The sequence below is a fragment of the Thermodesulfobacteriota bacterium genome (genome assembly GCA_040756475.1).
In the GTDB taxonomy this organism is placed as follows: Bacteria; Desulfobacterota; Deferrisomatia; order Deferrisomatales; family JACRMM01; genus JBFLZB01.
Map to the genome: position 1 here is coordinate 1 of JBFLZB010000048.1, position 26,952 is coordinate 26,952.

Consider the following 26,952-nt stretch of genomic DNA (forward strand, 5'->3'; position numbering starts at 1 on the left):
GATGGCTAAGGTTTCCGTGGAGCCCTCGGGGAAACCGGCGCGAGCGGGCATGCTGTCCTCCAGGCACGAGAAACGCCACGGTGACAGCTTACCATGTATACATCCGAACGCAACTAAGTATGAGACCACGGTGGCGTAACGCCCAGACGACCGAGGCGCAGCCCAAGCACGCCTTTGGTGATTCCCGCGGCCCTGGCCCGGGCAGTGGGGGAGGGCGGGAGGTACGAAGCGGGCGCGGCCTGATTCCGACGCCCTCGGACTCCGACGAGGCGCTGTTTGCGCGCTACCGCGACACAGGCGACCCGGAGGCCTTCGGGGCACTCTACGATCGCTACGCCCCGGGTCTGCTGCGGTTCCTGCAGGTCTTCTGCCGTGACCGCGCGAGCGCCGAGGATGTTCTGCAGCAGACCTTCCTCAAGGTCCACTCCGCCCGGGCGGCTTTCGACGAAGACCGGAGCTTCCGCCCCTGGGTGTTTGCCATCGGGCGACGCGCCGCCCTCAACTGGCGGGAGCGCGAGGCTCGCCGCGCTCACCCCGAGATCCACGACGATCACCCCGACCCGTCCCCCTCCCCGGAAGACCTTGCCGGGGCCCGCGAACAGATCGCCGCTGTCCAGTCGGCGCTGTCGCGGCTCTCCCCCCAGGACGCCGAGGTTCTGATCCTCTTCAAGTACGAGAGCCTCTCCTACCCGGAGATCGGCGAAGTCCTGGGGTGTTCGAGCGACGCGGCCAAGATGCGCGTGCACCGTGCCCTTCGCCGACTCGCCGACCGGCTGCCCGATGGGTTTCGCGGCATCCGCCGCACGGCCTAGCGCCAAAGTCAAAAAAACCGGTTACGGAACTCGACCTCACCGGTATTGCAACCATGGAGGCCGAGGACATGGACCTTTGCACATGGGCCAGGGACCGGATGGACGTGTCCCTGCGGGACGAACTTTCTGCGGACGAGGAGCGGGAGTTCGAACGGCACATGGCTGCATGCAGCGCGTGTGCCCGCGAGTGGGAACCCCTGCGTGTCGCGTGGCTCGCCTTGGACGAGGTGGAGGTGCCCGTGCCGCGTCCCGAGCTTCGCTCGTCGGTGCTGAGCGCGGTCGCGGCGGCCCGGGCCGGAGAAGAGGGGGAACGCGTGCTGCGGGCAACGGTCTTGAAGTTCCTGCTCCCGGCCCTCGTCGCGGCGTTGGTCACCGCCGTCTTCGTGTTGGGGCCCGAAACGCAGTGCCGATCCTCCCTGGCGGTCGCCTGTTGCGGCGTTCTCTGGAGCGGCGTCTACGCCCTCGCCTTCGCCGTCGCCGTGGGCAGCCAGGCGGGGACGCCGTTGCGCCGACTCACCGTGCGGGGGCTCGCCGCCGGTGCCGCAGGTTTGCTCCTGGTGAGGCTGTGCGCCTTCGAGGGCGCTGAACGGTTCCGAGTTCCGCTGCTGGGGGGGCTGACCGACGCGGCTGGGGGATCGCCGCTGGCGGCTTTCGGTCTGGGACTGCTGTTCGCCGCGCCTCCCCTGGTGGCGGCGATCCTGGCCGCTCCCGTGCGGGAAGCCCGGTCGCACCGCAAGGCGATTCTTGCGGAAGGGGGACTCTATTTCGCCTTGCTGGGGCCTGCCGTGGCCCTGTTCGGATCGGAATCCCTCGCCGTGGGGGGATTGGCCGCCCTGCTTCTCGGAGCGGTCGTGGGGTCCACGGTCCCGCTTCTGCTGGAAGTGACGTTTCGCCAGATCTTCCCTGGGAAGACGGGGGAAGGAAGTCTGCCTTGAGAAACCGAGAACCAACGCGCACGAACGGCGCTTTTCATCTCGCCACCCCAATGACCCCATGAACCGGAGGTAATCCCGAATGCATCACCGAAGGACCATCGCCGTCGGATTGACCATTGGCCTCACCCTCCTCGGCAGTGCGGCTTCGGCCGGGTTCGGGTTTCCCAAGGCCGAAGGGCTGGACGTCAACGACGTTCTTGCGGACCCGTCCGGGTACACCAGCGAGATCACCGTGCGCGGGGGCGTGACGATCGTGGAAACAGAGCAGAAGCTGTTCGATATTGTCGACTACCGAGAGTATCGCAGTTGTCGCACGGTGGATTGTGGACGGAAGTGGATTTCCGTTCTTTTCGAGAAGGATCCGCCCAAGAAGGGGGACGTGGTGGAAGTCACCGGTGTGATCGAGAAGAACGATGTTGGCAAGGGTGGGTATGTCCTTAGAGCCACCAAAGTCCGCGTCACCGGGAGGTAGGAACGATGAGTTACTGGAAGCTCATCCTCCGCAACATCACCCGCCGGAAGAGCCGCTTCGTCTTCACCCTTTCGGCGATCGCTGTGGGCATCGCCTCGGTCGTCACCCTGCTCTCGCTGGGGACCGGCCTGGAAGCCGAGATCCGCAAACAGGCCGACGTCCTCGGGGCGCACCTGGTGATCACGCCGCGCGGGTGGTGCGCCTACGAGCAGATCTCGGTCCTGACCGGGGAGACCCTGCCCGAGGCGATCCCCAACGCGGACGTGGAGACGATCGACCGCATCGAGGGAATCCGGACGGTTCCGTATCTCACCCAGCGGACGGTGCTGAAGAACCAGCCCGTGCCCCTGGTGGGGATCCTTCCGGAGCGGATGCACGCCTTCAAGAACTGGACGCTGGGACAGGGGCAGTACCGCCTCGACGAGGCCCACGTCGTGGTGGGGTTTGGGATCGCGAAGCAGTTCGAGCTGGGCGTCGGGGACTCCCTGGGAATTCGCGGCAGCGAGTTCGCGATCAGCGGCATCCTGGAGGAGGTCGGCAACCGGGACGACCTGGCCATCTACATGGATCTGCCCGTGGCCCAGAAGCTCTACGGCACCGGCGACAAGGTCTCGTTCATCTCGGTCAAGGTGGACGACATCGCCCAGGTGGACAAGTACATCCTGGAGATCCAAAACGTCGCCAACGTGGCCGTGGTCTCCGACAAGCAGCTGCTGCGCTCGGTGCTGGCGATCGTGGGGACCGTGGGCAACGCGCTCCAGCTCATCGCGGCGGTGGCGGTGCTCGCCGCGTGCTTCGGCATCACCAACACCATGATGACGGCGATCTACGAGCGCCGGCGCGAGATCGGCATCCTCGACGCCCTGGGCGCGAAGAAGCGCACGATCTTCTCCGTGTTCCTGGGCGAGTCCGCCCTCTACGGCCTCCTGGGCGGGATCGTAGGCGTGGTCGCGGGCTTCGTCTTCTCCCACTTCGCGGCCCCCTACATCGGCCAGAACGAGTTCACGGCCTTCCTCGGAAGCGAGCAGAGCGTGAGCGTCTTCGACCCGGGCATCACCGTCAAGGCACTGGTCTTCGCGATCCTGGTCGCGTCCCTGTCCGGCATCTACCCCGCCCGGCGGGCGGCCAAACTGAGCCCCGTGGAGGCGATCAGCTATGAGTGACCCCATCATCCGTACGGAAGGGCTCTCCAAGATCTACGACGGCGGCTACCGCACGGTGGCCCTGGAGGACGTCAGCCTGGAGATCCCGCGGGGAAGCCTCACCTGCATCATGGGTCCCTCGGGGCACGGCAAGAGCACGCTGCTGCACCTGCTCGGGGGCCTCGACCGGGCCACGGCCGGGAAGGTGTACCTCGACGGCGAGGATCTCACCGCCATGGACCCGAACCGGGTGGCCGAGGTCCGCAGCCGGCGGCTCGGGTTCGTGTTCCAGTTCTTCAACCTGCTGCCGGTGCTCACTTCACTGGAAAACGTCCAGACGGCGATGATGCTCGCCGGGGTTCCCCGCAAGGAGCAGGGGGACCGGGCCATGGAGCTACTGCGCCTTCTGGGCCTGGAGGAGAAGGCCCACGCCAAGCCGAACCAGCTCTCGGGCGGCCAGCGCCAGCGGGTGGCCATCGCCCGGGCCCTGGCCAACGATCCGGACCTGCTGCTCATGGACGAGCCCACCGGCAACCTCGACAGTCGCTCCGAGGAAGAACTCTTGGAGCACGTCCGGAAGGTGCACGAGCGGGGAAAGACGATCGTCATCGTCACTCACTCCGACACCGTGGCCGCCCTGGCGGAGCACGTCGTCCACATCCGCGACGGCCGACACGTGCCCCACTGAGCTGCGGCCGCGCCGGTGACCACTGGGGATACCGAGCCCAAGCAGGCATCCAACGAAAGCCCTGAAACACGGCAAGCCTCATCCCTCGGGGGCAGTCCTTCCGATCGTAACGCTCGCCCTCGGTGCGTGGATGCTGGTCGGCTGTCAGCCAGGTGCCCCGCCCGAACCCGGGGTGCTGGATGTGCGCAGCTTTGCCGCCGACTCCTCGGGCTACGAGGGCAGTCTCCAGGTAAGGGGCGTCGTCTCCCGCGTCTTTCCCTCCCGTTCGGCATTCCTGATGATCGACTATCGGGAGTACCAGGCCTGCGGCACGATCACTTGCGCCGCTGTGGTCATGCCGGTGACGCACGACGGTGACATGCCCAGGCCGATGGAGGCGGTCGTGGCGACCGGGGAGGTCGTCTCGACGGCCACTGGTCTCGCCCTCGGAGCCCAGCGGCTGCGCAACATGGGTGAGTAGACTCGCGCCCCCGTCACCGGGCCTCTTCGATCATCGCCAGGATCGCCTCTTCCACCTCGGCCGCCACGGGGGAGAGTTCCTCCGATCCGGGGAAGACGCCCAGCAGGGCTGTGGGGAGCATGGTCCCGATCCGGGTCTTCCCCTCCTCCTGGTACACGGAGATGCGGCACGGTAGCGCCAGGCTCACCGCCATGTTGCGGAGAGCACCTGGGCCGCCTTGCGGGGGTTGCATACCTCCAGGATCCGGCACTCGTTGGGGAACTCCACCCCCTTCTCCTTCATCTTGGCCTTCAAGTCATAGGTATGCAGGACCCCAAAGCCGTGACGCTGGACCGCCTCCGCCACGTCCTGAGCGGCGGTCTCAACGTCTTTGGTCGTTTCGACGACGTGCAGCATGACGTGCTCCTCCCTTCAGGCTAGACAAGCACTCCCGCACCGAACATACCCCACACGCGTGGCAGTGCAACACGGGGATCCTCCTGGTCTTCGCGGCGGTGACGGCCATCCGCTTGGCCTCGTGGGAGACCCGGTTGGTCAGAACCACGATCCCATCGACGTGGGCCAGCCGTTCGACCATCCGGTTCGGGGCAGTGTTGTAGACCTTGAGGTCGACGCCGAGCTTCCGGGCCTCGTCGACGTAGCGTCCCCGCGACCGCTCCATTCCGCCGATCAGTGCTACGCACATGGGCGCAGCCTACGGCGAGATCTCGGCCGGCGCACCCTTCCCTATGGGGCCGCGAGAGGGACCCGGGTCGCGTCGCCGGACCTGGATCAGGTCGGCCATGCCGGCGTCCACCGCGAACTGGCTGTAGCCCACGGTGAAGACGAAGGAGGGAAAGGTCCGGTCGATCCGGATGGCGCTCCCGGGCAGCACCCCCATGGCCATGAGCTTCTGGACCTGCTTGGCGTCGTGGGTCTTGAGGTACGCGACCACGCCCTCCTCGCCCGCACGCAGGTGGGAGACGGGACACACGTGGCGCTCGCCTTCGGCGCGGACGGCCGCGCAACACGAACCCGGCGGGATCGGCTTGCCGTGGGGGCAGGTGGCGGGGTGGCCCAGGAGCTCGCATACCTTTTCTTCCACGCCCCTGCGCAGGGCGTGCTCCATCTGGCAGGCCGCGGCCTCCATGTCCTCCCGCGTGGTCTCCACCACGTCGTGGAAGAGCCGTTCCGCCAGGCGGTGGCGTCGGATCGCCTGACGGGCCGCCCGGCGGCCGGCGTCCGTGAACCGCAGCGTCGTCCCAGCGGCCTCCACCAGTCCAGCCCGTTCCAGTTCCGCGATCCCGTCAGCGGGTACCGGTCGGGCGCTCTCCTCCAGCGACTCCCACAGGGCTTCCAACGCCTCCTCGGCGCGCTCGTCGAGATTCATCGTCGCTTCTCCCACAACGTCCTGAGTTTCTTGAAGAGCCCCGGCTCCCGGGGCATCTCGTACCCACAGTGGGGGCACTTTACGTTGCGGCAGCCGCCCACCAGCGAGCAGCCCCGGCACTCCTTCTCGGCGCGCGTCTCGTCGAACGCGCGGCCGCAAAACGAACAAGTCACAGTTGCACCCCCAACACGTTCAACAGGCCGTTGACCAATCCGCCCATGAGGAACGCGAAGGCGAAGACGAACCCGCCGATGGCGACGGCCTGCTTCAGGCCCCGCTCCTTCTTCATCATCAGGAACTGGGCGATGCAGGGGACGAACAGGGTCAGGGTGATCGCCGCAACGGCGAGCTGGTTCCCCGTGAGCGCCCCCGCCTGCTGGAGGTCGTAGAGCCCCGCGGCCCCATAGTCGCGCCGGAAGAACCCGAACAGGAACGCCACAGCGGCGTCCCCCGGCAGGCCGATCCAGCCCATCACGTGGGAGAGCCCGGCCACGGTCGCGTCGAAGACCCGGGTGATCTTGCCGAGCCAGATGAGCACGCTGGCCAGCAGGAAGAGCGGCAGGATCTCCAGGAAGTACCATTGCATGCGGGTGTAGGTCTTCAGGAACACCGCCCCCGGCCGGGGCAACCGCAGGGGCGGGACCTCCATGTAGAAGACTGGCGGCTCTCCCGGCAGGAGGCGGGCGGTGAGGAAGCCGACGAACAGGAAGACCAGGGCCACGAACCCGGCCCACACGCCCATGGCTGCGGGCTCGGCCGCCATCATCCCCAGGATGACCCCGAGCTGAGCGCTGCACGGGATGGCCAGCGCCAGGAGCACGGTGGCGATCACCCGCTCCCGGGTCGTCTCCAGGGTCCGGGTGACCATGGTGGCCATGGTGTCGCACCCGAAGCCCAGGGTCATGGGGATGACGGCCCGGCCGTTGAGCCCGATCCTCTTGAAGACCCGATCCACGAGCATGGCGAGCCGCGGCAGGTACCCGGAGTCCTCGATCACCGAGAAGGCGATGAAGAAGGTCCCCACGATGGGCAGGATGATGGCGATGGCGTAGCGGATGCCCAGGGTCACCACCCCGTACTCCATGCCGATCAACTCCCGCACCGGCTCCCAGGGGACGTAGGCGGCGAGGAGCCCGTTCACCCAGGGGTTCAGGTACACCTCGAACACGTGCCCCTCCAGGAAGTCGACGACCGTGCCGGCGCCGAACCCGCCCACGAATTTGTAGAGCCCGTAGTAGAGGACCAGGGCCAGGATGGGGACCCCGGTGATCGGGTTCATGGTCCAGCCGCTCAACCGCTCGGCCCAGGTGCGCCGGCGCGACTCGGGGGCGCGAAACGCGTCCGCGCAGAGGAGGGCCGCCTCCTCGTGGAGGCGCAGGGGGATCGCGTAGCTCGGGGGCTTCTCGCCGGCGCGCTCGAGGTCCCGCAGGGCCGCCTGGCGGACCTTCTCGACGTCGCCTCCCTGCGGGCCCAGCCGCTCGCCCAGGCGCTCGTCGCCCTGGAGGAGCAGCAGGGCCAGGGCTCGGCGGGAGACGCTTCCTTCGGGGACCGCGGGCTCCAGCACCTGGAGGGCTCCCTCGCAGGCCTCCCCATAGTAGACCTCGGCCAGCCGGTCCACGCGGTGGTAGGCGGCGATCCGCTCCCGGAGCCGGTCGAGCCCCCTTCCGGTCAGGGCCGAGGTGGCGACCACCGGGACGCCAAGCTTCGCCTCCAGGATGGCCTCGTCGATCCGGATCCCGAGCCGCTCGGCCTCGTCGATCATGTTCAGGACCAGGATCACCGGAAGCCCGGCCTCGGCGAGCTGCAAGGTGAGGGGGAGCATCCGCTTCAGGTTCTTCGCGTCCACCACGTGGAGGACCGCATCCGCTTGCCCGTCGAGCAGGATGTCCCGGGCAACCCGCTCCTCCTCGGTGATCGGGAGCAGCGAGTACATCCCCGGAGTGTCCTCCACGGCGATCTCGTCGGCCCCCAGCCGGCACTTGCCGCGGGAGACCTCCACCGTGGTGCCCGGGTAATTCGATACCACCACGTAGGACCCCGTGAGGCGGTTGAACAGCGCGCTCTTGCCCACGTTGGGGCTGCCCACCAGGACGACCTTGCGGACGCCGGGCTCGCGGAGGGGTGTCGCTGCGGAGCCGCAGTGGCAACTCGGACTCATGGAGAACTCCTTGGGGCTGGGTGGGGCTCTGCGGACGGGCGCAGGGCCGAGGCGAATGACCTGAACGCCTGAGCATGTAGTCATGTGTTTAGCTGTTCTTGAGAGTGGCTGTCAAGAACAAAAACTGGGCTCAGGAACCGAGTCAGTGGAGATCTGCACCCCCGAGAAAGGCGGAGCGACTCACTTGACGGGCCGCCGGGCTTTCCGTATCGTGTGAGCCATTGCTCAGACGAGAGGATCTGATATGGAGATGTGCAGCGAGTCTGTTGTCCACCCTGAGGCCGTGGCGCTGGCCCGCGAGGCGGTCGAGAGCGCCCCGGTGGAAGCCCTGGCCGAGACCTTCAAGGTGCTGGGGGACCCCACCCGGGTGCGCATCCTCCTGGCCCTGTCGGCCCGGGAGCTGTGCGTCTGCGACCTGGCCGAGATCTTCGACGTCACCCCGAGCGCGGTTTCCCACCAGCTACGCCTGCTGCGCCACCACCGGCTGGTGAGGCCGCGACGCGACGGCAAGCTCGTCTACTACAGCCTGGACGACGACCACGTCCGTGAGCTCTTTGCCGAGGGGCTGCGCCACGTGTGGGAGGACGGCCGATGAGCTGGGTGGACTTCGCCGGCAGGGTGCTCCTGGAAAGCTGGGAGGTGCTCGCGGACGCCGCACCTTACCTCTTGTTCGGGTTTCTTGCCGCAGGTCTGATCCACGGCCTGGTTCCCACCGACCTCGTGGCGAGGCATCTCGGTCGCGGCCGCTTCCTGCCGGTGCTCAAGGCGGCTCTCTTCGGGATTCCGCTCCCCCTGTGTTCCTGTGGGGTGCTCCCTGCGGCCATCGGGCTCCGCAAGAAGGGGGCGAGCAAGGGGGCTACGGTCTCGTTTCTCGTCTCGACCCCGGAGACCGGGGTGGATTCCATCGCCTTGACCTACGCGCTCATGGATCCCCTCATGACGCTCTTTCGACCGCTTTCGGCCTTCGTCACCGCCGTGGTCGCGGGTCTCGCGGAGAACCTGTTCGGCCGAGCCAGCGAGCCCGCGCCGGTCGAGCGCCTTTCGTGCGGGTGCGTCGATGAGTCGCTGGTCTCGCACTTGCCGCTCCGGACCCGGGTTCGGCAAGGGTTTCGCTTCGCGTTTCGGGACCTGCTCGGCGACCTGGCGCCCTGGCTAGCGGCGGGGTTCGTCCTCGCCGGCCTGATCTCGGTGCTGGTGCCGGCCGACTTCGTCGCGACTCACCTGGGGGAAGGCTGGCTTCCCAGGGTCGTCATGCTCGCCGTGGGAATCCCGCTCTACATGTGCGCCACGGCGTCCACTCCCGTTGCCGCGGCCCTGCTCCTCAAGGGTCTGAGTCCCGGCGCCGCTCTGGTCTTCCTCTTGGCCGGGCCGGCCACCAACCTCGCGTCCCTGACCGCGCTTGCGGGCACCCTGGGCGTAGGGGCGACCGCCCGCTACCTGCTCTCCATCTCCGTCTCAGCGTTGGCCATGGGCGCCTTACTCGACGCGATCTATCCGGCTCTCGGCGTGTCCGCGCGCGCGGCGGCCGGTGCCGGCGCCGAGGTGTTCCCGTCTCTGCTCGGCGCCGCCTCGGCCCTCCTGCTCGTCGCGCTCGCCCTGTGGCCGCACCTGCCCGGGCGTCGGCGTGGCCCCCAGACCTGCCCCGGAGCCACGTGAAGCTCCGAGTGCGGCTAGGTCAGCCGCAGGACCTCCCGATGCAGCGCCTCCAGCCCCTCGGTCGCTCCGTACCGCCCCGAGCCGCCCCCGACGGCTCACGCCTGCCGGCAGTGGCGGTCCTGACCGCCGTAGCTCTGCTCGCCGTTCTCCTGACCCTGGTCACCTGGGGCAACCTAGACCGCGAGGAGGAGCTGATGGAGCGGTTCCTCCAGGAGGAAGGCCTGACAGTGATCCGTTCTTTCGAGGCCGGGGTGCGGGCGGCCATGCTGTCCACGGCGTCGGAGTCGAGCGCGCTCGAGACCCTCGTCCGGGAGATCGCCCGGGCCGATCGGGTTGCCTACGTGCGGGTCGCCGACGAGTTCGAGCGGCTCCTGGCCGAGTCCGGACCAGACGCGGGGCGGATCGAGCCGCGCCCGGCGCGGGAGGTCCTCGCGGCCGGTGCTGCGGCGACCCGGATTGTCACCGGGCCGGGAGGTGGCCGAGTCCTCGAGGTCGCTCGGGAGCTCCGCCCCATCGAGGCCCCCCGCGGGGACGACCGCCCCCGAGAAGCCATGGCGCGCCGCTGGCAACAGTGGTGCTCCATGGGGTCCATGATGAGACCGATGATGGGCACGGGGGGGCGCTCCGCCGGTGATGCTCCCGGAGAAGCCTGCCGGCAGACCATCGCCGTCGGCCTCTACACGGAGGAGTTCGACGCCGCCCGCCGCCAGGACGTGCGCAACAGCCTCCTTCTCGGCGGGACACTGCTCCTCGCGGGTGGCGCGGGTTTCTACCTGCTCCTCCTCTCCCAGCGAAACCGCGTGGCCCGTTCCACGCTCGAGAGCTTGCGCCTCTACACCCGCGATGTGATCGAGAGCCTCCCGGATGCCCTGGTGACCCTCGACCCAGAGGGACGGGTGGTCTCAGTCAATGCCCGAGCCCGAGAGCTTCTCGACTTGGGGGAACGGGAAACGACCGGAGAGAACCTGCACGAGCTGGTCGGTGCCGAGGACTGTGCGATCGAACCGCTCCTCCAGGCCGGCCAGGAGTTCCGGGATCACCCCATGGAGTGCCTTCGCCCCGGCTGCGACCCCCTCCCGGTCAAAGTCAGCGCGGCCCACCTCACGGACGGCGACGGAGCGCGGGTGGGCACGGTGCTCCTGATCCGCGACGTGCGGGAGCTTCGCGCCGTGGAGGAGCAGCTCGAGCGGTCGCGGCGCCTGGCCTCCCTGGGGCGCATGGCCGCCGGGATCGCCCACGAGATCCGCAACCCCTTGGGCACCCTGAGGGGGTTTGCCCAGTACTTCGGCGGCAAGAACGCGGACGACGCCACGGCGTCGGAGTACGCGGCGCTCATGGTCTCCGAGATCGACCGGCTCAACCGGATCATCGCCGCGCTCCTGCAGTTCGCGCGCCCCCGGGAGCCCGAGTTCCAAGAGGTCTCCCTGACCTCTTTGGCGGTGAAGATCGAGAAGCTGGTGGCGGACGAGGCCGCCGCGGCCGGGCTCTCCTACCGGTCCCAGGTTCCGGAGGGGGACGTCCGGCTCCGGGCCGATCCGGACCTCCTGACCCAGGCCCTCCTGAACCTCCTCCACAACGCCTTCGCCGCGACAGAGAAGGGCGGCGAGGTGGTCCTGGGCGTCCGCCTCGAGCCGGACTCCGTCGGCGTCTTCGTCGACGACACGGGCAGGGGCCTGACGGCCGAAGAGAAGGAGCGGATGTTCGACCCCTTCTACACCACGCGGAAAACGGGCACGGGGCTCGGCCTCGCCGTGGTCCACCAGGTGGTGGAGCAGCACGGCGGGCGGATCGAGGTGGAGAGCATCCTCGGCCGGGGCACCCGGGTGACCCTCGCCCTGCCGCGGTCCCCCGAGGCGACGCCATGAGCGCCGGGAAGCCGGCGATCCTTATCGTGGACGACGACCGGGGTCACCGCACCATGCTGCGGGCGGTGCTCGCCGAGGCCGGCTACCCCACCCTGGAGGCCGATGACGGAGACACCGCCGTGGAGCGGGTGCAGGACGCGGACGTGGGCCTCGTGCTACTCGACCTCAAGATGGCGCGCATGGGTGGGATCGAGGCCCTGGAGGCCATCAAGCAGCTGCGCTTCGACCTCCCGGTGGTCCTCATGACCGCCTACGCCTCGGTGGAGACCGCGGTGGAGGCCATGAAGAAGGGGGCCTTCGACTACGTCACCAAGCCCGTGGACATGGAGGAGCTCAAGCTCACCGTGGAGAAGGCCCTCGCGTTCGAGCGCCTGCGGGCGGAGAACGCCCTTCTCCGGGAGCGGATCGGGGAGCGCTTCGACGTCTCCAAGATCATCGGCCAGAGCCGGCCCATGCGGGAGCTCTTCGAGACCCTGGCCCTGGTGGCACCCTCGGAAGCCACGGTGCTCGTCACCGGCGAGTCCGGTACCGGCAAGGAGCTCATCGCCAACGCGATCCACGAGAGCAGCCCTCGCAAGGGCGGCCCCTTCGTCAAAGTGAACTGCGCCGCCCTGCACGAGAACCTCCTGGAGAGCGAGCTCTTCGGCCACGAGCGGGGCGCCTTCACCGGCGCCACCGAGCAGCGCAAGGGCCGCTTCGAGCTGGCCCACCGCGGCACGCTCTTCCTGGACGAGATCGGGGACCTGAGCCTGCCCACCCAGGCCAAGATTCTGCGCGTCCTGCAGGAGCGGGAGTTCGAAAGGCTGGGTGGGACCAGGACCCTCACGGCAGACGTTCGTCTCGTAGCCGCCACCCACCGGAATCTGGAGGAGATGGTCGAAGAGGGGACCTTCCGCCAGGATCTCTTCTACCGCCTGAGCGTCGTGCCGGTGCACCTGCCGCCCCTGCGGGAGCGCCGCGACGACCTACCGCTCCTGGCCGAACACTTCCTGCGCCGCTACGCGGAGAAGAACCGCAAGGAGGTCCGCGGCTTCCACCCCCAAGCCCTGGAGTTCCTCACCCGCCACGACTGGCCCGGAAACATCCGCGAGCTCGAAAACACCGTGGAACGAGCCGTCATCCTTTGCCCGGGGGACCGGATCACCCCTCAGGAACTGCCGGCGGCGATCCGCGGCGCGGAGGTCTCCACGCCGACGACCACGACCCTGCCGGCGGGTCTCTCCCTCAAGGAAGCCGAGCGGGAAGTCATCCTGCGCACCCTCGCCGAGACCGAGGGCAACCGCACCCGTGCCGCCGAGGTCCTCGGCATCTCCCGCCAGACGCTGATCACCCGCCTCAAGGAGTACGGGGCCGGCTGACACCTAGCAGCCGTCCAAGTTCTTCACAGCTCCTGCCGCCTTTCTCCCGGTACCGTCCAAGACGATGACAGTGTCGAGCGCCGCACCCATCTTCGCTTTCCATTAAATTTCTGTGTCGTATCCATGCCTTATCGGTCAGCTTCGCCGGTTTCCGGAGCTTGGCACGCGGGTTGCTCCTATCCGAGGACAAGCGATGGACACACACCCCACGAAAGGAGCAGACGATGAGACGGTTCCTCACGGCGATAGCGGGACCGCTGCTACTGGCGACGGCTGCCTTTGCCCTCGGCGGCTGCGGCCATTATGGCCACGGTTACTGTGGATCGGGCTACGGGCACGGCTCGTACGCAACGGCGGACGCGCATCGGCACGGGCCCGGGTGCGGCCACCCCTACACCCCGTAGAGCAAGGACCATGTGGTGTGGCCCGGGCAGTTGGAGTGGGTGGTGGCATGGAGGCTGGGGCCTGCTGGTCTTCCTCGGGCTCATGGCGCTCGTGGCCTGGGTGGTGTTCCGGGCGCCCCGGCGGGAAGGGGCACGGAGCGGGGCCCCAGCGGTTTGCGGGCGCTGCGGGGGGACCGTTGAGGACGCCTATTTTCGCTGCCCCCACTGCGGCCACGCCCTCAAGACCCACTGCCCCGCCTGCAGCCGGGTGGTAGAGACAAGCTGGAGCTTCTGCCCCTACTGCAGGGAAGACGTGAGCCGCCGGACGGCGGCCGACCCTCAACCTCAAGAAGGAGAAGCGACATGAACTGGAAGAAGATCGCCCTTGGCAGCACCGTGGTTGGAACGCTGATGCTCACGGGTCTCTCCGGGCAGGCTCTGGCCTGTTGGGACTGCACGGCCCCGCGGCAGGCGGCCGCGACCCCCGCGGACCAGGCAAAGCTCGAAGAGATCCGCCAGAAGTACGCCGCCGACCTGACCACGCTGGAGGCCAAGCTCCGGATCACCTCTCGGGACCTGGACCAGGCTTTGGCGGATCGGGACTCGGCCAAGGCCGACGACCTGCGGCAGAAGCTCGACGAGTTGGAGCGGGAGTACTACGGCGTGCGCGATCGGGCCTGGGACGAGATGGCCGCAGCGGGCTCCACCGGAGCCTGGGGGCGCGCCGGTTGGAACTGCCAGTGGCACGAGGGTCACGATCGGATGTCCCGTGGCGGTGCCACGGCGAGCAACTGGAGTCGTCGCGGCGGTTGTTGCTGGTAGACGGGTGAGCAGGCCCGGGAGGCCCGGCGAAGTCCGGCTCCCGGGCTTCTCCTGTCCCCTGGAAACACGAACGCTTGGCGCGATCGAGCGGGGCTCGAATCCGTGGAGGGATGACCATGAACACGAAACGACGAAATCGCATCCTGATGATCGGCGTGGCGGTCGGGGTAGCCCTCCTGGCCGGCGCGGCGACCGCCCAGTGGATGGGCCGGGGAGGCGGTGGCTGGGGAGGCATGGGCGGGATGTGTCGCATGATGGACGTGACCTCGACGCCTGTGGACGAGGCCGCCCTGCCCGAGCCCAACTCCCTGGGCGCGGAACTCCTGAAGACCAAGTGCTCGATGTGCCACGGCCTGGTGACGCCGAGACAGCACGCGGCCCCGGACTGGCGCCCGATCGTGGATCGAATGGACCGGCGCATGAACCTGATGCAAGGGCGGGGCCGCATGATGGGCGGAGGCATGACCCTGACAGCCACCGAACGGGCGGAGCTGATCGACTACCTGCAGCGAAACGCCTTCCAGCCCGCCCCGGCCGAGCTCCTTGGTGCGGGCACCGAGGCCGCCGAACGCTTCGGCGCGGTGTGCGGGCAGTGCCACGCCCCCCCGGCCCCCGACCAACACCGCGCGGCGGAATGGCCGGCCGTCGTGGAACGCATGGCGAAGAACATGAAGAACATGGGCTACGGGGACCTTTCCGAGGGGGACCGCCGTAGCGTTGAGACCTACCTGAAAGAGAACGCGAAGCCCTAACGAGGTGGGCCGTTTAGGCCCACCTCGGGCGAAAGCAGCAGGAGACGACCCATGGGACAGATGATGCACTACGGTTGGAGCTGTGGTCCCTTCGCGATGATCGGAGCCCCGTGGGGCTCGGTCTTGAACCTCCTCTTCTGGGCCCTTCTGATCGCCGGCGCGATCTGGCTCGGGAGGCGGCTTGTGGGGCGCAACCCCACAGCGACATCGCGCGAGACCCCCCTCGACACGCTGAAGCGGAGGTATGCCGCGGGCGAGATCGGGCGGGACGACTTCGAACGGATGAAACGGGAGGTCGGGGCGTGACGGTCGTACGTGGGGTTGGACCCCGTGGACCTGGCGCCGGATCTGCTGTAACCTATATTGATTCTAAATTTGGTGGCTGACTTCTCGGGCCCGGGTTGTGACCCGACTCGAGTGGTCGGTGTATCTGGACTGTTAGGAGTACTTGTGGCGCCTTGTTCGCTCGGAATTTCGCAGCGTATGCCTTCTCTCTTCGACCCGCGGTTCTGGGCAGTGATCACGATCCTCTCGGGTTTGTGGTTCCACGGGCTCCCCGCCACCGCGGGTACTCCCGATTGGAGCTTAGCGACCACCGGCGGTGCCGCGAACACTGGGGTGCTGCCCTGCTCGGGGCCTTGTGGTGTTGGGGATGAGGACCCCTGTGCGCACGCTGACCAGGCATTGCTGAAGGGCACGCCCTTCGAGGGTCCGCCGCCGGTCGTAACTGCGTACAGCGATCTCCCGACAACCGTCGGCGATCGCTGTCCCCGCCCAGGAGATGCCGGTGAGCCCGAGCGGTTCCCGGCTGTCCATGTGTACCTCCTGAACGAGTCCTTTCGCTGTTGAGCCACTCCCCTCGGGTCTTCCCCCCCGGAACACAAAGCTAGTGCACGATACCTGTAAATACCCCTTTGGCAGGCCTTCGCCTGTCGAAGGGTGACCCAACACTTGGAAGGAGAACCCATGCACTTCAGAAACAAGTACCGCACCCTGCTGGCGGTTGGTTTGGCCGCTGGGACCCTGTTCCTCGTCTCCGCCTGTGGCGGTGGAGGCGGTGGCAGCGACAACCCGGCGGCAAATGTCGGCGGCACCACGCTCCAGCCGCCCGCCGCTCGAACCGTGGTCGGCACCCTGGACACTGCGGCCGCACCGCGTGCCGCTGGCCGCTCGGCTGGAGCCACGGTACCAACCGGCACCTCGATCACCCTGGACGACTCGGCCGCTATCCACACCGTGGGTGCCGACGGGCACTTCGAGTTGACGGGGGTTTCGGACGGAGACCACTCCCTCTTCGTGCACCTGGGCACCGGCGAGACCGTCGAGGTGCCGTTCCGGATGCATGACGGCATGGGACTGAACCTCGGCACGGTGACGGTGGGCGGTGGCCAAGGCCCTCGGCACAGCGGCTTCGACGGCTACCACTTTGGCTTCGTGGACGAGAACGGCGACGGGGTCAACGATCTCTTTGCCGACGCGGATGGCGACGGGTTCTGTGACGCGGGTCGCCCCTACGCCGGCTATCCCTACCTCATGGACATGGGGTTTGTGGACGCGGACGGGGACGGCGTCAACGACCGCTTCCAGGACGCCGACGGCGACGGCTCGAACGACGTGACGGGGATGCCCTACGGCCACGGCTTCGGTTGGTGGGATGAGGACCAGGACGGGGTCAACGACTGGCACCGGGACGCGGACGGCGACGGCATCTGCGACGTGACCGGGATGCCGTTTCGGCACGGCTTTGGGTTCGTGGACGCGAACGGCGACGGGATCAACGACCGCTTTCAGGACGCCGACGGCGACGGGCTCAACGACGTCACCGGTCTGCCCTATGTGGCCATGCCCGGGTGGGCCGATCTCGACGGCGACGGGGTGAACGACTTCTTCGTCGACGCCGACGGCGATGGGGTCAATGACCTCACCGGCATGCCCTACGGCCACGGCTTCGGGTGGATGGATCTCGATGGCGACGGGGTCAATGACCTCTTTGTGGATGCCGATGGCGACGGCGTGGTAGACCCGGGCGAGTTGATGGGTACCCGAAGTGGGATGCCTTACTGTTACGGATATCTCGGCACCCACACGGACGTGGACGGTGATGGCATCGACGATGCAACCGGGATGCCCTACCATCAGGGCTTTGGCTGGGTGGACGCCAACCATGATGGCGTCAACGACGCCTTCGTGGACGCAGACGGTGACGGGATCAACGATCTCACCGGCCATAGGTACACGGACGGCTTCGGCCACATGGCCGACGGTCCGCACATGCACGGACCCATCGACTGGCCGATGCAACCACCGATGCACGGCGGCGGGCCGATGATGGGCGGCGGGATGATGCAGTAGGGGCACCCTTCCCCGCTAGAGTACGACGGCGGGTCCGGATTCGGGCCCGCCGCTGTTCTTGTGGGTCACAGGTTCCTATTTCCTGGTACCTTGCCGTCTTACCATTCCTTCCCCCGAGGAGCTCCCTTCGTGCCTCTCCTGCGCGCCTCGATCCTCTTCGTCCTCGCCGGCCTCGCCGAGATCGGCGGCGGTTACCTGGTCTAGCTCTGGCTGCGGAGCAGCCGCTCGGCCTGGCTCGGCCTCGTGGGCGGTTTCGTCCTGATCCTCTACGGGATCATCCCCACCCTCCAGCACTTCCCCCACTTCGGCCGGGTCTACGCCGCCTACGGAGGGGTGTTCGTGGTGCTCTCGGTCCTGTGGGGTTGGGGGATCGACGGCCTGCGCCCCGACCGATTCGACATCCTCGGGTCGCTGATCTGCTTGGTCGGAGTGGGGGTCATCCTTTACGGGCTGCGGGGGTGAGCACAGAGACAGCGCCCTCCACCACTCCGACCTCGTTCCTGCGAGCACCGCACAGCACGCGAAGGAGACGGCTCCGGGTCATCCTTCCTTCTTCTCCGTGCGTGGGGCTTCCTCGCCCACCGCCGAAGCCTCCTGCGGGCGCCCCTTGGGGCGCGCCTCGCGCGCGCTGGCTCTCCTTCTCCTTCCCCTGCCAGCAGCCACAGTCGCAGCGCTTCATCGTCCTCGCCTCCCTTCTGTCAGGATCTCCGGGCAACCACATCCCGGGCTCTCCTCCAACAAGAAGCGACGGCCCTCCCGGCCGACACGCCCGTTCTCGCGAACACACCCGAATCGCGGCCCCTCTTCGCCTGCGCCGGGACAACATCACCTCCCAGAACCGGCCCGTTTCTGCAAGTGCCAGCTCCGATCGGGGACATCGCTCCGTCCCACGTCCCTCAGTTCAGACTTCATGTTCCAAGCCGCGCGAATACCTAAGTGAAGGGGCGTTTTTCCGCCAGAGGTCGAAAAGGAGGACCCCGCCCGCCACCCATACAGGCGGACGCAGGGAGAAGGTGATCGGGTGACACAAACCGAGTGCCTGTTGACCCAAATGCGGTTTGCGGAGCGCATGGACGTCAGCGTCAGCACGGTCAAGGCCTGGCGTCGGCTCGGTCTGCTCCAGGCACACCGTGATTACACCTGGCTGCCTTCCACCCGCGCCGCACCAAAGGCAAGGCCCTCGGACAAGAGCGTCCGCTACCTCTGGCCCCAGGCCCGAGACGCAATCCTCGCGGCCGCCGTCCCGGAGGCGGAAACGCCCTCGGAATCGAAGCTTGCTCCGTCACGTCCCGGGAAGACACAGAAGTCCGGCTCTAAGGAGCCGGCCCTGGACCTGGGCTACCGGGCTCCCCCTTGAGCACCCCCCTTCCCCCGTGTACCCTCCCTCCAGGCCACAGTCATGGAGAGGAGGTGCACCATGGGAGACTGACATGCAGCAACCGGCAAAGGTGATTCCATTTCCAGAACAGGAGAAGAAGAGGAAGGAGCCGAAGCCCCGACGATTCGGCTACGTGATCGCTCGCTGCGGGAGGCTCTCGATCCGCTTCACGTACTTCGGAGAGGTCGTGCAACGCGCTACCGGGCTCGAGGACAACCGAAAGAACCACGGGAAGGCCCACGCGTTCCTGGCCGAGATCGGCAAGGCCATCCAGGCGGGGACCTTTCGCTTCGAGGAGGCGTTTCCCGGGGCGTCGGAGCAGGAGAAGGCGAAGTTCGCTCGGCTGGAAGGGCATGCGAACGAGGAGTGCCAGGCCGGTCCTACGGACGTCATCATCGCCGACTACGTCGGCACATGGGTCACGGCTCACCTGGACACCGAGCGGAGCGTAACGAAGCGCCGGGACTACCGGTCGATCATCAACCGGCACCTCCTTCCCCAGTTCGGGAGCCTGAGCTTCGGCGACCTCACCGGGGTCCAGGTGGTGGACTTCGTGCGGGGGCTCGATCATCTGTCCCCGAGCCGGATCCGGAACATCCTCATCCCCCTGCGGATCATCTGGGAGGATGCGGTGGAGGAGCACGGCTGGGACCTCCGGAACCCCTTCGAGCACTTGAAGCGCCGAAACCGCCGGGGGCAGCTCATCCCGCAGCGCAGGAAAAGCGACCCCCAGACCTTCCGGGTCCACGAGTGGCAGACGCTGATGGGGCACATGGCCCCCCACTACCGGCCCATCTGCGAGGTGATGGTGATGACCGGGATGATCTCCTCGGAGCTCGGACGGCTCACGGTGGGTGACATCCGGGGTGACCGGCTGCCGGTACAGGGGAGCAAGACCGTCTACCGGAAGCGGGAGATCGCGATCACGCCCGCGCTCCGGCGCCAGCTCGGCGAGCTCGCGGAGCGCCGACACGGAGACCACCTCATCACCTGGGAGGACGGCCGGCCCTGGAGCGAGACGAACGCGGCCAACGTGCGGTTTCGCAACGGTCCCTGGTCCAAGGCATTCCAGGCCTCGGGTCTTCCCTATCGGAAGCCCTACGCCACCCGGCACACCTTCGCCGCGTGGAACCTCATGCGGGGGGTCCACCCCGACAAAGTGGTCCGCCTCATGGGGCACGGCAGCCGGCAGATGATCTACGAGGTCTACGGGCGGTACGTGGAGGGGCTCGAGGACGACGTGGAGGCCATCGAGGAGTACCTGGAAGGCCCGAAAAACGGGAGCCCCCAGCTCGGCTCGGGTGACATTTGGGGTGACATCCGGCCGAAATTGGGGGCTAGCGAATTGTAAGTCCCCGCAGGGACTAAAGAATTTGTGGAGCGGGAAACGGGATTCGAACCCGCGACTTCGACCTTGGCAAGGTCGCACTCTACCACTGAGTTATTCCCGCCCGGGTGTGGGGTCGGGATTATGCCGATCCGGTGCGGGCGTGTCAACCCCCGCGTCGCTCCCCGCCTCGCTTCGGGCTTCGCCGCCCTGACGGCGGTAGACGTCGAGGACCTTCTTCACGTAGCGCTGGGTCTCGGGGTAGGGGGGGATGCCGCCGTGTCGTTGCACGGCGCCGGGGCCGGCGTTGTAGGCGGCGAGCGCGAGCTCGACGTTTCCGCCGAAGCGTTGGAGCATGGCGGCCAGGTAGCTCACGCCGCCCTGGATGTTCTCCCGCGGGCGAAAGGGGTTGCCCACCCCGAGCTCTTCGGCGGTGCCGGGCATGAGCTGCATGAGGCCTTGGGCGCCCTTGGGAGAGACGGCGCGGGGGTCTTCGCCGGACTCGACGTAGATCACGGCGCGCACGAGCCTGGGGTCCAGGCCGTGGCGCTCGGCTTCCCGCTCGGCGACGTCGCGCCAGGGGAGGACGGGGGGCGCTTCCCGGAAGAGCACGCTGTAGCCGGGCTGGGTCGGGGCGTCGGTGAAGGAGGGGGTGCCCTCGACGCTGCGGCCGGAATAGACGTCGGCGGCGCAGGGGCTGGACGCCAGGAGGCAGGCCGCCAGCGCCGCGGCACAGCACGCGCGGGCCCCCTTGCGAGCCCTGGAACCCGGAGAGGTCAAACGGTGCATCCGGTCTTCTTCCACCGACAGGGAAACGGCGGGTCCGTTTCGCCCACCTTGCGATTGGCTACGCCCTGCCCTCGTCGTTGCCCCGCTGGTCCTTGACCCACAGGCTCCCCGGCCGGCTCTTGGCGTACTTCTTGAGCTGGGCCGCCACGTCGGCCACCTCGCCGGGGTGGCTGAAGTCGCGCGTCTCGTTGGTGACGATGGCGATGGAGAGGCTCATGAGGGGGAAGGTGGTGCGGTGCCCCCGGCGGTCCTCGGACTCGATGCAGCCGCGTCGCCGGTCCTCGGGGTCGTAGTAGAAGGGGATCACCCGGTCGAAGCGCGCGACGACGGCCTTGGCCACGGGCACGGCCCGCTCGGGGGTGCTCACGACCACGAAGTCGTCGCCCCCGATGTGGCCCAGGAAGTCGTCGGGGTTGCCCACCTCCTGGACGGCTTCGAGGATGATGTCGGCGGTCTGGCGGATGACGCTGTCTCCGCGGGTGAAGCCATACCGGTCGTTGAAGGTCTTGAAGTGATCCACGTCCAGGTAGAGCACGGCCAGGGGGGCGCGGCGCCGAATCCGCTCCACCAGCACCTGCTCGACGCTGAGGCTGCCGGGAAGGCCCGTGGTGCTCGAGGCGCTGACGCCCGTGCGGGTGCGCTGGAGGAGGCGGTCGATGCGCGCGCCCAGCTCGGTGATGCTAAACGGCTTGGTCACGTAGTCGTCGGCCCCCAGCTGGAGGGCGAGCACCTTGTCTTCGTCGCGCTTGCGAGCCGAGAAGACGATGATGGGGACGAGGCTCGTGACGGGGTCGGCCTTGAGGGCCCGAATCACGTCGAAGCCGTCCATCCTGGGCATGTTGATGTCGAGCAGGACGAGGTCGGGCCGAAGGCTGGACGCCTTTTCCACGGCCTCGGGGCCGTCGAAGGCGACCAGCGGGATCATGCCAATGCTGCTCACCACGTGGCTGCCCAGCAGAACGATGCTCGGGTCGTCGTCCACCACGAGGATGCGGGGAATGGTGCTGCCCGGCTCCACCCCGGCCCCGGAACACTCGTCCAGTGCCCGGTACACCCTGTGCGGGTCGACGGGTTCGTCGAGCACCGTGTGGGCCGCGCCCGAGGGAGGCACGAAGGAGGAGCCGCCGCACCGCACCAGGCACACCGCGCAGTCTCGCGACCGGAAGTGGTGCCGCAGCACTTCGAACGCCGTGTCGAGGCCCTCGACCGGGAGGCAGTCCCAGACCACCACCCCCCAGGGTGGGGCCGCCAGGAGGGTCTCGACAAAGGCCTCCAGGTTCTCGAACTCACGCACCTCCGCTGCCCGGCTGCCCAGGGCCGCCGCCAGTGGAGCCGTGCGCGGAGCCGGCCCCGCCAGGTAGAGCCGGCGCCGCGCCTCCGGCGGCTCTGTTACCGGCTTCCCCGGGGCACCCGGCGGCGGTCCACCGGCAAGCTCACCGTGCATGTGGTTCCCTTTCCCACGCTGCTCTCGAAGTCGATGGTGCCCGAGTGCTCTTCCACGATGAGGTGCGCCTTGGCCAGCCCCAGGCCGGCGCCCGACGTCTTGGATGTAAAGAACGGATCGAAGATGGCGTCCAGGTCTTCTTCCGGGATCCCCACTCCCGTGTCTTCGACCCGCACCTGCACCCAGGCATCCACCGGGCGAAGCTCCACCCCGAGCTCTCCGCCCCCGGGCATGGCCTCGAGGGCGTTTTCGAGCAGCCCCGAGAAGAGCTCTCCCAGGAGCGCGGCATCCCCGTACACGGGGATGCCTTCGGCCGGGGGCTCCCACCGCACCCGCACGCCCGCGCCGGCGGCTTGAGGGGTGCAACCCTCCACGCAGGTGCCGAGGACCCGAATCAAATCCACGGGGGAGAACTGGCCGCCGGTTCGCCGGGAGAAGTGCACGAAGGCTTCGATGTCGCGCACCATCTGTTCCAGGCGCTCCACCTCCGAGACGATCACGTCCAGGTAGCGGCCCTGCCGGGTGCCGTCTCCCGCCCCCTCCCGAAGCTTTCTGGCGAAGCCGCCGATGGAGATGAGGGGGTTTCGCACCTCGTGGGCGACGCCTTCCACGACCCGCCCCAGGCTCGCAAGCTTCTTGGACTCGAAGTAGCGCTTCTCGAAGGCCTTCTGCCGCGTGAGATCCCGCAGGGCGAGGATCAGGTGGCCTTCTTCGGGTCCTTCCGCCGCGAGCACGCTGGCCGGGAAGGGGCCTCCCGGCCCCGTCAGGTGCACTTCCCCTTCGTACCTGCGGGCCGTCGTCGCTTCCCGCCGCAGCACGCCCAGCCAGTGCCGCCGCACCTCCTCCCCCGCGAGCTCTTCCAGGGGGGACCCGACCAGCGCGGCGGGCGGCCGCCCCAGAACCCTCGACGCCTCCCGGTTCAGCGCCCGCACCACCCCCTCCCCGTCCGCGTGTACCAGGGCCACGGGCGCGCCCAGGAAGAGCGGGGCGAGGCGGGCTTCCTCCTCCTGGCCGGCCTGGGCGCACGCATCGTCCACGCGCTGTTCCAGATCGGCTCGGCGCAGGTGGTTCTCAAGCGACGCGACGAGGCTTTCTTCGCGAAAGGGTTTCGTGAGGTAGTCGTCGGCGCCCAGGGTGAGCGCCTGGAGGGCGGTTTGCTCCGACCCGTGCCCGGTGAGGACCACGACCACGGTGCCGGGGCGCCGGCGCTTGACGTGGCGCAGCACCTCGAGGCCGTGGATCTGGGGGATGTTGAGATCCAGGACGAGGGCATCCAGGGGCTCGGCCTCGAATCGGCGCAGCGCCTCGAGGCCGTCGAAGGCCTGGAGGCATTCGTAGCCGTGCCGCACGAGGGCATCGGTCACGAGCCCGCTGACGACCCGGCTATCCTCCACCACGAGGAGTCTGCGTCCCATCTGCGCGGCGCCCTCCCGGTGGCCTTCACGTGTGATTCCCTGGGGTGCGAAGGGACGGTTCCCCCGGGGTGACCCGGGGGAACCCCGAGAATCCCGTCAGAAATCGTTGGTGTGGCAGCACTTGAACTTGGGCTTGCCAGACTTGCACTCGCAGGGGGCGCCGTGGCACTTGGCGAAGGACTTCTTCGAGCCGCAGGGACACAGCTCCACCTGATCGTCGGCGACCTGGCAGCCCATCTTCAGGGTGTTGGCGTCCTGCTGTTCGTGGAACTTCTTGGTCAGGTCGGCCATGGGTTCTCCTTTCTCTTGCGGTTCACGGGACGAACGCAGCCAGCGTATCAGGGCCTGCGCCACCGGCAAGGCGCAGCAGATGGCCCTCGACCTCCGCCGGGCTCTCGGCGACAGGCGCCCGGGTCGTGCGAAAACCGAGGAAGCCGACCCCGGCTGCCCGGGCGGCCTCCCGGTCCAACTCCGCGTCCCCCACGTACAGCGCCTCCTCGGGCCTGGCGCCGAAGTGCTCGAGGGCTCTGAGGAGGACATCCGGGTAGGGCTTGGGCCGGGCCACGTCCCGGCTGGTCACCACCAGGTCCACGAGATCCAGGAGGCCCACCGCCCGAAGCACCGCCCGGGCGCTCGAACCCCGATTCGTCGCCACCGCGGTGCGTCCCCTGGCGCGCCAGCGCCCGAGCACCTCGTCCCAGCCCGGCTCGGGGGCGAGCTCCCCCAGGAACTGGGCATAGTCCACGCCGGCGGCGTGCTCCCGGGCCCGCTCCCGCAGCTCCGGCGGGAAGAAGGCATCGATCACCTGGGGTGTGGAGAGGGTGTGGAGCCGCCCCACGGCCTCCCGGGCGTCCGGGGGCACCTGGGGGAGCCCGAAGGCCCGGAACAGGTGGTTGTAGTACGCGAGATTGGCCCGCTCCGAGCGGACGAGGACGCCGTCGCAGTCGAGCAGCAGTAGGCGTACCGAGCCGTTCCCACGCATGGGCGCAGAATACCTGCACCCCCCGGCTCTTCGCAACCAGTGGCTTCGCGGCCCTCCGGCATGGCTCCGGGGAAGACGGCGTGTCCCTTACAGATTGTGCAGGAGCCGCGCGGCGGCGGTCTGCCCCGGCGTGACCCGGTCGGCGTACCGCTCGTCGGTGCACAGGACGGCCCGGCCCAGGAGCACGTCCTGGTCGATGGCCTGGCTGTTGTCGGGCAGGCCCGCCCGGGCCCACTCGAACTCGTAGGGGTCGCCCTTGCGCGAGCGGGTGCCGTAGGCATAGCTCACGGCCACCATGCGGTGGGTCACGACGCGCCCCTCGTGGATGCCCGGGCGCCGGGCGCGGATGTGGGCCAGAAGGGCCCGCAGCCCCTCGTACTGGGCGTCGGAGATGCCGGTCCGCGTGTTCCCGGGAGCGGTGTCGGCATAGAGCTCCACGTTGATGGCCTCGTGATCCACCACGTAGCGCCCCTCCCACAGGCTCTGACCGCACCCGAAGGAACGGTAGGCCTCGGGAACGATCTCGTAGACGGTGCCGTCGGGGCTCACCAGATAGTTGGCCAGGCGCTTGCGCTGCACGTAACGGCCCACGTTGGAGAAGGGCGCCCCCCGGTGCTCGGTGGTGTGGATCACCACCAGGTCCACCTCTCGGGGCTCCAACTGCCGGGCCCACCGCCCCTCCCGGCGAAGCTTCTGGCGCAGGGAATCCGGGACGTCGGACGGGGAAAAGCGCCGCTCGAGACCCGTCAGGTCGGCGACCCGATACTCGGACCGCAGCCGCAGGGCGGGCACGGGCGCCGCGGGCGGGGCGGCCAGGAGGCTTCTCGGCACGAGAATCCGCGCGCCCCGGGGCAGCTTGGTGGGATCGGTGAGGGCGTTGAGGCGCTGGAGGTTTCGCACCGCCGCGGGCACGCCGGTGTGGCGGTGGTCGGTGGCCTCCTGGGTCAGGCGCCACAGGGTGGGATACGGTCCCCCCAAGGGGACCGACTCCAGGCGGGCGTCCCCGAGCCCTGGCAGGAGCAGCGCGCGGGGAACGTGGATCTGCGCCCCCGGGGTCAGGCTCGGTTCGACCCGGCGCAGCACCGCCTCGGCGTCCCGGCTCCCGGTGAGCTCCAGGGCCAGGCGTGCGTGGGTGTCGCCGGGAAGCACCGTGAGGGCCACCAGCGGCAGATCGGCGTCGCGCGCCGCCGAAGGTTCCACCCCCGCCTCTGCCCTGAGCCGCTGCCGGATCTCGTCGAGACGAGCCGGGCTCTCTGCCGCAGGGACGGGGGCAGCAGCAAGCCCGAAGGCGCCCAGGGTCAATCCGAGCACCACTGCCCGGCAGGCCGTTGTCGTCATGACGTCTCCCGCTTTCCCCGAGGAGGCGTGCAATTGGGGCGTACTTACCACGTTTCCCTCGGAAGTTCCAGCATCGGCGCGGAATTCAGGGGGGGATCCCAGGAGACTTCCCCCAGGGCAGGGTCGTCGGCGCGGTCGTGGAGGCGCGCGGCGATGGGCCCGGGACCCCAGTAATTGCCCCGGGCGTCCACGGAAGCCGAGCCCTTCAGGTGCACGGCGTCTCGCCCCGAGGGGCCGAACCGGTTGCCCTCCAGCCGCACTGCCGAGTCTTCGAGGCTTACCAGGTCCAGGCCCGCCGCCTCGAAGTCGTTACCCTCGACTACCCCCTCCACCCGGCTCAGGGACAGGTGCCCCTCGGCGCTCGCCCCGAAGCGGTTGCCCCGGACCTCGGCACGGGTGCCCTCTTCCCGCATCCGCACCCCGTCGCGGTTTCGAGCCAGGCGATTGCCCAGGAAGCGCACGGTGCTCTCCCGGGCCAGGAAGCCTCCCAGGGAGCTGCCCTCGAGGATATTGCCGGCAAAGGTGAGCTCGCACCGGAAGACGTGGAGCGCGTAGAGGTTGCCGAGGAAGACGCTGTCCCGAACGCTGACGATGGAATCCCGAAACCGCAGGGCCTGCTTGTTGCCCACGAACACGCACCCCTCCAGGCGGGCGTCTTCGCTCTCCTGGAACTGCCCTGCCCGCAGGTTCGCCTCGAAGAGGCACCGGTACGCGGAGAAGCTGGAGAAGTGGGCGTGGAGGGCCTGGGTTCCGTGGCGAAACACCGTGTACCGGAACTCGTTTTCTGCGGACTCGGCGGAAATGAGGCTCACCTTGTCCCAGTCGCCCGGGGCCGGTGTCGGCTCCGCCGACTCGAAGACGACCGGCGCGTGGGGCAACCCGAGGCTGCGGATGCCCCCCAGGATGAGGAGCTCTCCCACCCCGAGCCCGTACCCGTGGGGATCGACCCTGCGAAACGCGACCCGCGTGCCCGGCATCAGGGTCAGCACGGCGCCGGGCAGCACCGTCACCCGTGCGTTCAGGATCACCTCGCCCGACCAGGCCTCGTCCGCCTC

26 protein-coding genes, 1 tRNA gene and 2 pseudogenes are annotated in these 26,952 nt (G+C 68.4%); 17 read left to right on the plus strand and 12 right to left on the minus strand.

Annotated features, from left to right (window positions below; all coding sequences use genetic code 11):
• Positions 1 to 119 precede the first annotated feature (119 nt).
• The 6 genes from AB1578_09045 (at position 120) to AB1578_09070 (ending at position 4,509) form a co-directional block, all read left to right on the plus strand.
• On the plus strand, positions 120 to 812 hold the full coding sequence (locus AB1578_09045) for a sigma-70 family RNA polymerase sigma factor (GenBank protein ID MEW6488049.1): 693 nt from the start codon (positions 120 to 122) through the stop codon (positions 810 to 812).
• A gap of 68 nt (positions 813 to 880) precedes the next feature.
• Complete coding sequence (locus AB1578_09050; GenBank protein MEW6488050.1) at positions 881 to 1,747, plus strand: anti-sigma factor; 867 nt, start codon at positions 881 to 883, stop codon at positions 1,745 to 1,747.
• A 79-nt stretch (positions 1,748 to 1,826) separates the two neighbouring features.
• On the plus strand, positions 1,827 to 2,219 hold the full coding sequence (locus AB1578_09055) for a hypothetical protein (protein MEW6488051.1): 393 nt from the start codon (positions 1,827 to 1,829) through the stop codon (positions 2,217 to 2,219).
• 5 nt (positions 2,220 to 2,224) lie between these two features.
• Complete coding sequence (locus AB1578_09060; GenBank protein ID MEW6488052.1) at positions 2,225 to 3,382, plus strand: FtsX-like permease family protein; 1,158 nt, start codon at positions 2,225 to 2,227, stop codon at positions 3,380 to 3,382.
• Positions 3,375 to 4,049, plus strand: a complete 675-nt coding sequence (locus tag AB1578_09065; protein MEW6488053.1) for an ABC transporter ATP-binding protein — start codon at positions 3,375 to 3,377, stop codon at positions 4,047 to 4,049. The genes AB1578_09060 and AB1578_09065 overlap by 8 nt, the downstream gene beginning before the upstream one ends.
• A gap of 172 nt (positions 4,050 to 4,221) precedes the next feature.
• On the plus strand, positions 4,222 to 4,509 hold the full coding sequence (locus tag AB1578_09070) for a hypothetical protein (GenBank protein MEW6488054.1): 288 nt from the start codon (positions 4,222 to 4,224) through the stop codon (positions 4,507 to 4,509).
• Positions 4,510 to 4,522: 13 nt separating this feature from the next.
• On the opposite strand, the pseudogene AB1578_09075 reads toward AB1578_09070, so the two are convergent.
• From AB1578_09075 to feoB, 4 genes and pseudogenes are all read right to left on the minus strand, one after another.
• Positions 4,523 to 4,905: pseudogene (locus AB1578_09075) on the minus strand (DUF302 domain-containing protein).
• Positions 4,871 to 5,194, minus strand: a complete 324-nt coding sequence (locus AB1578_09080) for a DUF2325 domain-containing protein (protein MEW6488055.1) — start codon at positions 5,192 to 5,194, stop codon at positions 4,871 to 4,873. Before AB1578_09080 ends, AB1578_09075 begins: the two are co-directional and overlap by 35 nt.
• 9 nt (positions 5,195 to 5,203) lie before the next feature.
• A complete protein-coding gene (locus tag AB1578_09085; protein ID MEW6488056.1) occupies positions 5,204 to 5,878 on the minus strand; it encodes a metal-dependent transcriptional regulator in 675 nt (224 codons plus the stop codon).
• Between the two features lie 169 nt (positions 5,879 to 6,047).
• Positions 6,048 to 8,036, minus strand: a complete 1,989-nt coding sequence (gene feoB / locus AB1578_09090) for a ferrous iron transport protein B (protein MEW6488057.1) — start codon at positions 8,034 to 8,036, stop codon at positions 6,048 to 6,050.
• Positions 8,037 to 8,280: 244 nt separating this feature from the next.
• On the opposite strand from feoB, the gene AB1578_09095 reads away from it, so the two are divergent.
• The 11 genes and pseudogenes from AB1578_09095 (at position 8,281) to AB1578_09145 (ending at position 19,953) form a co-directional block, all read left to right on the plus strand.
• On the plus strand, positions 8,281 to 8,631 hold the full coding sequence (locus AB1578_09095; GenBank protein ID MEW6488058.1) for a metalloregulator ArsR/SmtB family transcription factor: 351 nt from the start codon (positions 8,281 to 8,283) through the stop codon (positions 8,629 to 8,631).
• 5 nt (positions 8,632 to 8,636) lie between these two features.
• On the plus strand, positions 8,637 to 9,692 hold the full coding sequence (locus tag AB1578_09100) for an SO_0444 family Cu/Zn efflux transporter (protein ID MEW6488059.1): 1,056 nt from the start codon (positions 8,637 to 8,639) through the stop codon (positions 9,690 to 9,692).
• A 38-nt stretch (positions 9,693 to 9,730) separates the two neighbouring features.
• Positions 9,731 to 11,557 (plus strand): ATP-binding protein, encoded by a 1,827-nt coding sequence (locus AB1578_09105; protein ID MEW6488060.1) that lies wholly within the window; start codon positions 9,731 to 9,733, stop codon positions 11,555 to 11,557.
• On the plus strand, positions 11,554 to 12,915 hold the full coding sequence (locus AB1578_09110) for a sigma-54 dependent transcriptional regulator (protein ID MEW6488061.1): 1,362 nt from the start codon (positions 11,554 to 11,556) through the stop codon (positions 12,913 to 12,915). The genes AB1578_09105 and AB1578_09110 overlap by 4 nt, the downstream gene beginning before the upstream one ends.
• 486 nt (positions 12,916 to 13,401) lie before the next feature.
• A complete protein-coding gene (locus AB1578_09115) occupies positions 13,402 to 13,665 on the plus strand; it encodes a zinc ribbon domain-containing protein (protein MEW6488062.1) in 264 nt (87 codons plus the stop codon).
• A complete protein-coding gene (locus AB1578_09120) occupies positions 13,662 to 14,120 on the plus strand; it encodes a hypothetical protein (protein ID MEW6488063.1) in 459 nt (152 codons plus the stop codon). The genes AB1578_09115 and AB1578_09120 overlap by 4 nt, the downstream gene beginning before the upstream one ends.
• 116 nt (positions 14,121 to 14,236) lie before the next feature.
• Complete coding sequence (locus tag AB1578_09125) at positions 14,237 to 14,872, plus strand: c-type cytochrome (GenBank protein ID MEW6488064.1); 636 nt, start codon at positions 14,237 to 14,239, stop codon at positions 14,870 to 14,872.
• 51 nt (positions 14,873 to 14,923) lie between these two features.
• Positions 14,924 to 15,178, plus strand: coding sequence for an SHOCT domain-containing protein (locus tag AB1578_09130; GenBank protein MEW6488065.1), 255 nt, complete (start codon positions 14,924 to 14,926; stop codon positions 15,176 to 15,178).
• Positions 15,179 to 15,838: 660 nt separating this feature from the next.
• Positions 15,839 to 17,224: a hypothetical protein gene (locus tag AB1578_09135; protein MEW6488066.1), complete on the plus strand. Its 1,386-nt coding sequence runs from the start codon at positions 15,839 to 15,841 to the stop codon at positions 17,222 to 17,224.
• A 129-nt stretch (positions 17,225 to 17,353) separates the two neighbouring features.
• Positions 17,354 to 17,686: pseudogene (locus tag AB1578_09140) on the plus strand (YnfA family protein).
• A 968-nt stretch (positions 17,687 to 18,654) separates the two neighbouring features.
• A complete protein-coding gene (locus tag AB1578_09145) occupies positions 18,655 to 19,953 on the plus strand; it encodes a DUF3596 domain-containing protein (protein MEW6488067.1) in 1,299 nt (432 codons plus the stop codon).
• Positions 19,954 to 19,978: 25 nt separating this feature from the next.
• On the opposite strand, the gene AB1578_09150 is transcribed toward AB1578_09145, so the two are convergent.
• The 8 genes from AB1578_09150 to AB1578_09185 form a co-directional block, all read right to left on the minus strand.
• A tRNA-Gly gene (locus AB1578_09150) sits at positions 19,979 to 20,053 on the minus strand.
• Positions 20,044 to 20,718 carry a lytic transglycosylase domain-containing protein gene (locus AB1578_09155; GenBank protein ID MEW6488068.1) on the minus strand — a complete coding sequence of 225 codons (675 nt, stop codon included), beginning with the start codon at positions 20,716 to 20,718 and terminating at the stop codon, positions 20,044 to 20,046. Before AB1578_09155 ends, AB1578_09150 begins: the two co-directional genes overlap by 10 nt.
• A gap of 58 nt (positions 20,719 to 20,776) precedes the next feature.
• Positions 20,777 to 22,162 (minus strand): response regulator, encoded by a 1,386-nt coding sequence (locus tag AB1578_09160; protein ID MEW6488069.1) that lies wholly within the window; start codon positions 22,160 to 22,162, stop codon positions 20,777 to 20,779.
• The gene (locus AB1578_09165) at positions 22,108 to 23,577 is read right to left on the minus strand and encodes a response regulator (GenBank protein MEW6488070.1); all 1,470 of its coding nucleotides are present in this window, start codon (positions 23,575 to 23,577) and stop codon (positions 22,108 to 22,110) included. The genes AB1578_09160 and AB1578_09165 overlap by 55 nt, the downstream gene beginning before the upstream one ends.
• A gap of 96 nt (positions 23,578 to 23,673) precedes the next feature.
• Positions 23,674 to 23,868, minus strand: a complete 195-nt coding sequence (locus AB1578_09170) for an SEC-C metal-binding domain-containing protein (GenBank protein MEW6488071.1) — start codon at positions 23,866 to 23,868, stop codon at positions 23,674 to 23,676.
• A 22-nt stretch (positions 23,869 to 23,890) separates the two neighbouring features.
• Positions 23,891 to 24,559 carry an HAD family phosphatase gene (locus tag AB1578_09175; protein ID MEW6488072.1) on the minus strand — a complete coding sequence of 223 codons (669 nt, stop codon included), beginning with the start codon at positions 24,557 to 24,559 and terminating at the stop codon, positions 23,891 to 23,893.
• 87 nt (positions 24,560 to 24,646) lie between these two features.
• Positions 24,647 to 25,897, minus strand: coding sequence for a peptidoglycan recognition family protein (locus AB1578_09180; protein ID MEW6488073.1), 1,251 nt, complete (start codon positions 25,895 to 25,897; stop codon positions 24,647 to 24,649).
• Between the two features lie 44 nt (positions 25,898 to 25,941).
• A partial coding sequence (locus tag AB1578_09185) for a right-handed parallel beta-helix repeat-containing protein (GenBank protein ID MEW6488074.1) occupies positions 25,942 to 26,952 on the minus strand: 1,011 nt, incomplete at its 5' end.

Excerpts from the sequence above, each read along its gene's own strand:
- AB1578_09045 (MEW6488049.1), top strand. The coding sequence starts at position 120 with ATGAGACCACGGTGGCGTAACGCCCAGACGACCGAGGCGCAGCCCAAG.
- AB1578_09050 (MEW6488050.1), top strand. The coding sequence starts at position 881 with ATGGACCTTTGCACATGGGCCAGGGACCGGATGGACGTGTCCCTGCGG.
- AB1578_09055 (MEW6488051.1), top strand. The coding sequence starts at position 1,827 with ATGCATCACCGAAGGACCATCGCCGTCGGATTGACCATTGGCCTCACC.
- AB1578_09060 (MEW6488052.1), top strand. The coding sequence starts at position 2,225 with ATGAGTTACTGGAAGCTCATCCTCCGCAACATCACCCGCCGGAAGAGC.
- AB1578_09065 (MEW6488053.1), top strand. The coding sequence starts at position 3,375 with ATGAGTGACCCCATCATCCGTACGGAAGGGCTCTCCAAGATCTACGAC.
- AB1578_09080 (MEW6488055.1), bottom strand. The coding sequence starts at position 5,194 with ATGTGCGTAGCACTGATCGGCGGAATGGAGCGGTCGCGGGGACGCTAC.
- AB1578_09085 (MEW6488056.1), bottom strand. The coding sequence starts at position 5,878 with ATGAATCTCGACGAGCGCGCCGAGGAGGCGTTGGAAGCCCTGTGGGAG.
- feoB (MEW6488057.1), bottom strand. The coding sequence starts at position 8,036 with ATGAGTCCGAGTTGCCACTGCGGCTCCGCAGCGACACCCCTCCGCGAG.
- AB1578_09095 (MEW6488058.1), top strand. The coding sequence starts at position 8,281 with ATGGAGATGTGCAGCGAGTCTGTTGTCCACCCTGAGGCCGTGGCGCTG.
- AB1578_09105 (MEW6488060.1), top strand. The coding sequence starts at position 9,731 with ATGCAGCGCCTCCAGCCCCTCGGTCGCTCCGTACCGCCCCGAGCCGCC.
- AB1578_09110 (MEW6488061.1), top strand. The coding sequence starts at position 11,554 with ATGAGCGCCGGGAAGCCGGCGATCCTTATCGTGGACGACGACCGGGGT.
- AB1578_09115 (MEW6488062.1), top strand. The coding sequence starts at position 13,402 with ATGGCGCTCGTGGCCTGGGTGGTGTTCCGGGCGCCCCGGCGGGAAGGG.
- AB1578_09120 (MEW6488063.1), top strand. The coding sequence starts at position 13,662 with ATGAACTGGAAGAAGATCGCCCTTGGCAGCACCGTGGTTGGAACGCTG.
- AB1578_09125 (MEW6488064.1), top strand. The coding sequence starts at position 14,237 with ATGAACACGAAACGACGAAATCGCATCCTGATGATCGGCGTGGCGGTC.
- AB1578_09130 (MEW6488065.1), top strand. The coding sequence starts at position 14,924 with ATGGGACAGATGATGCACTACGGTTGGAGCTGTGGTCCCTTCGCGATG.
- AB1578_09135 (MEW6488066.1), top strand. The coding sequence starts at position 15,839 with ATGCACTTCAGAAACAAGTACCGCACCCTGCTGGCGGTTGGTTTGGCC.
- AB1578_09145 (MEW6488067.1), top strand. The coding sequence starts at position 18,655 with ATGCAGCAACCGGCAAAGGTGATTCCATTTCCAGAACAGGAGAAGAAG.
- AB1578_09155 (MEW6488068.1), bottom strand. The coding sequence starts at position 20,718 with ATGCACCGTTTGACCTCTCCGGGTTCCAGGGCTCGCAAGGGGGCCCGC.
- AB1578_09160 (MEW6488069.1), bottom strand. The coding sequence starts at position 22,162 with ATGCACGGTGAGCTTGCCGGTGGACCGCCGCCGGGTGCCCCGGGGAAG.
- AB1578_09165 (MEW6488070.1), bottom strand. The coding sequence starts at position 23,577 with ATGGGACGCAGACTCCTCGTGGTGGAGGATAGCCGGGTCGTCAGCGGG.
- AB1578_09170 (MEW6488071.1), bottom strand. The coding sequence starts at position 23,868 with ATGGCCGACCTGACCAAGAAGTTCCACGAACAGCAGGACGCCAACACC.
- AB1578_09175 (MEW6488072.1), bottom strand. The coding sequence starts at position 24,559 with ATGCGTGGGAACGGCTCGGTACGCCTACTGCTGCTCGACTGCGACGGC.
- AB1578_09180 (MEW6488073.1), bottom strand. The coding sequence starts at position 25,897 with ATGACGACAACGGCCTGCCGGGCAGTGGTGCTCGGATTGACCCTGGGC.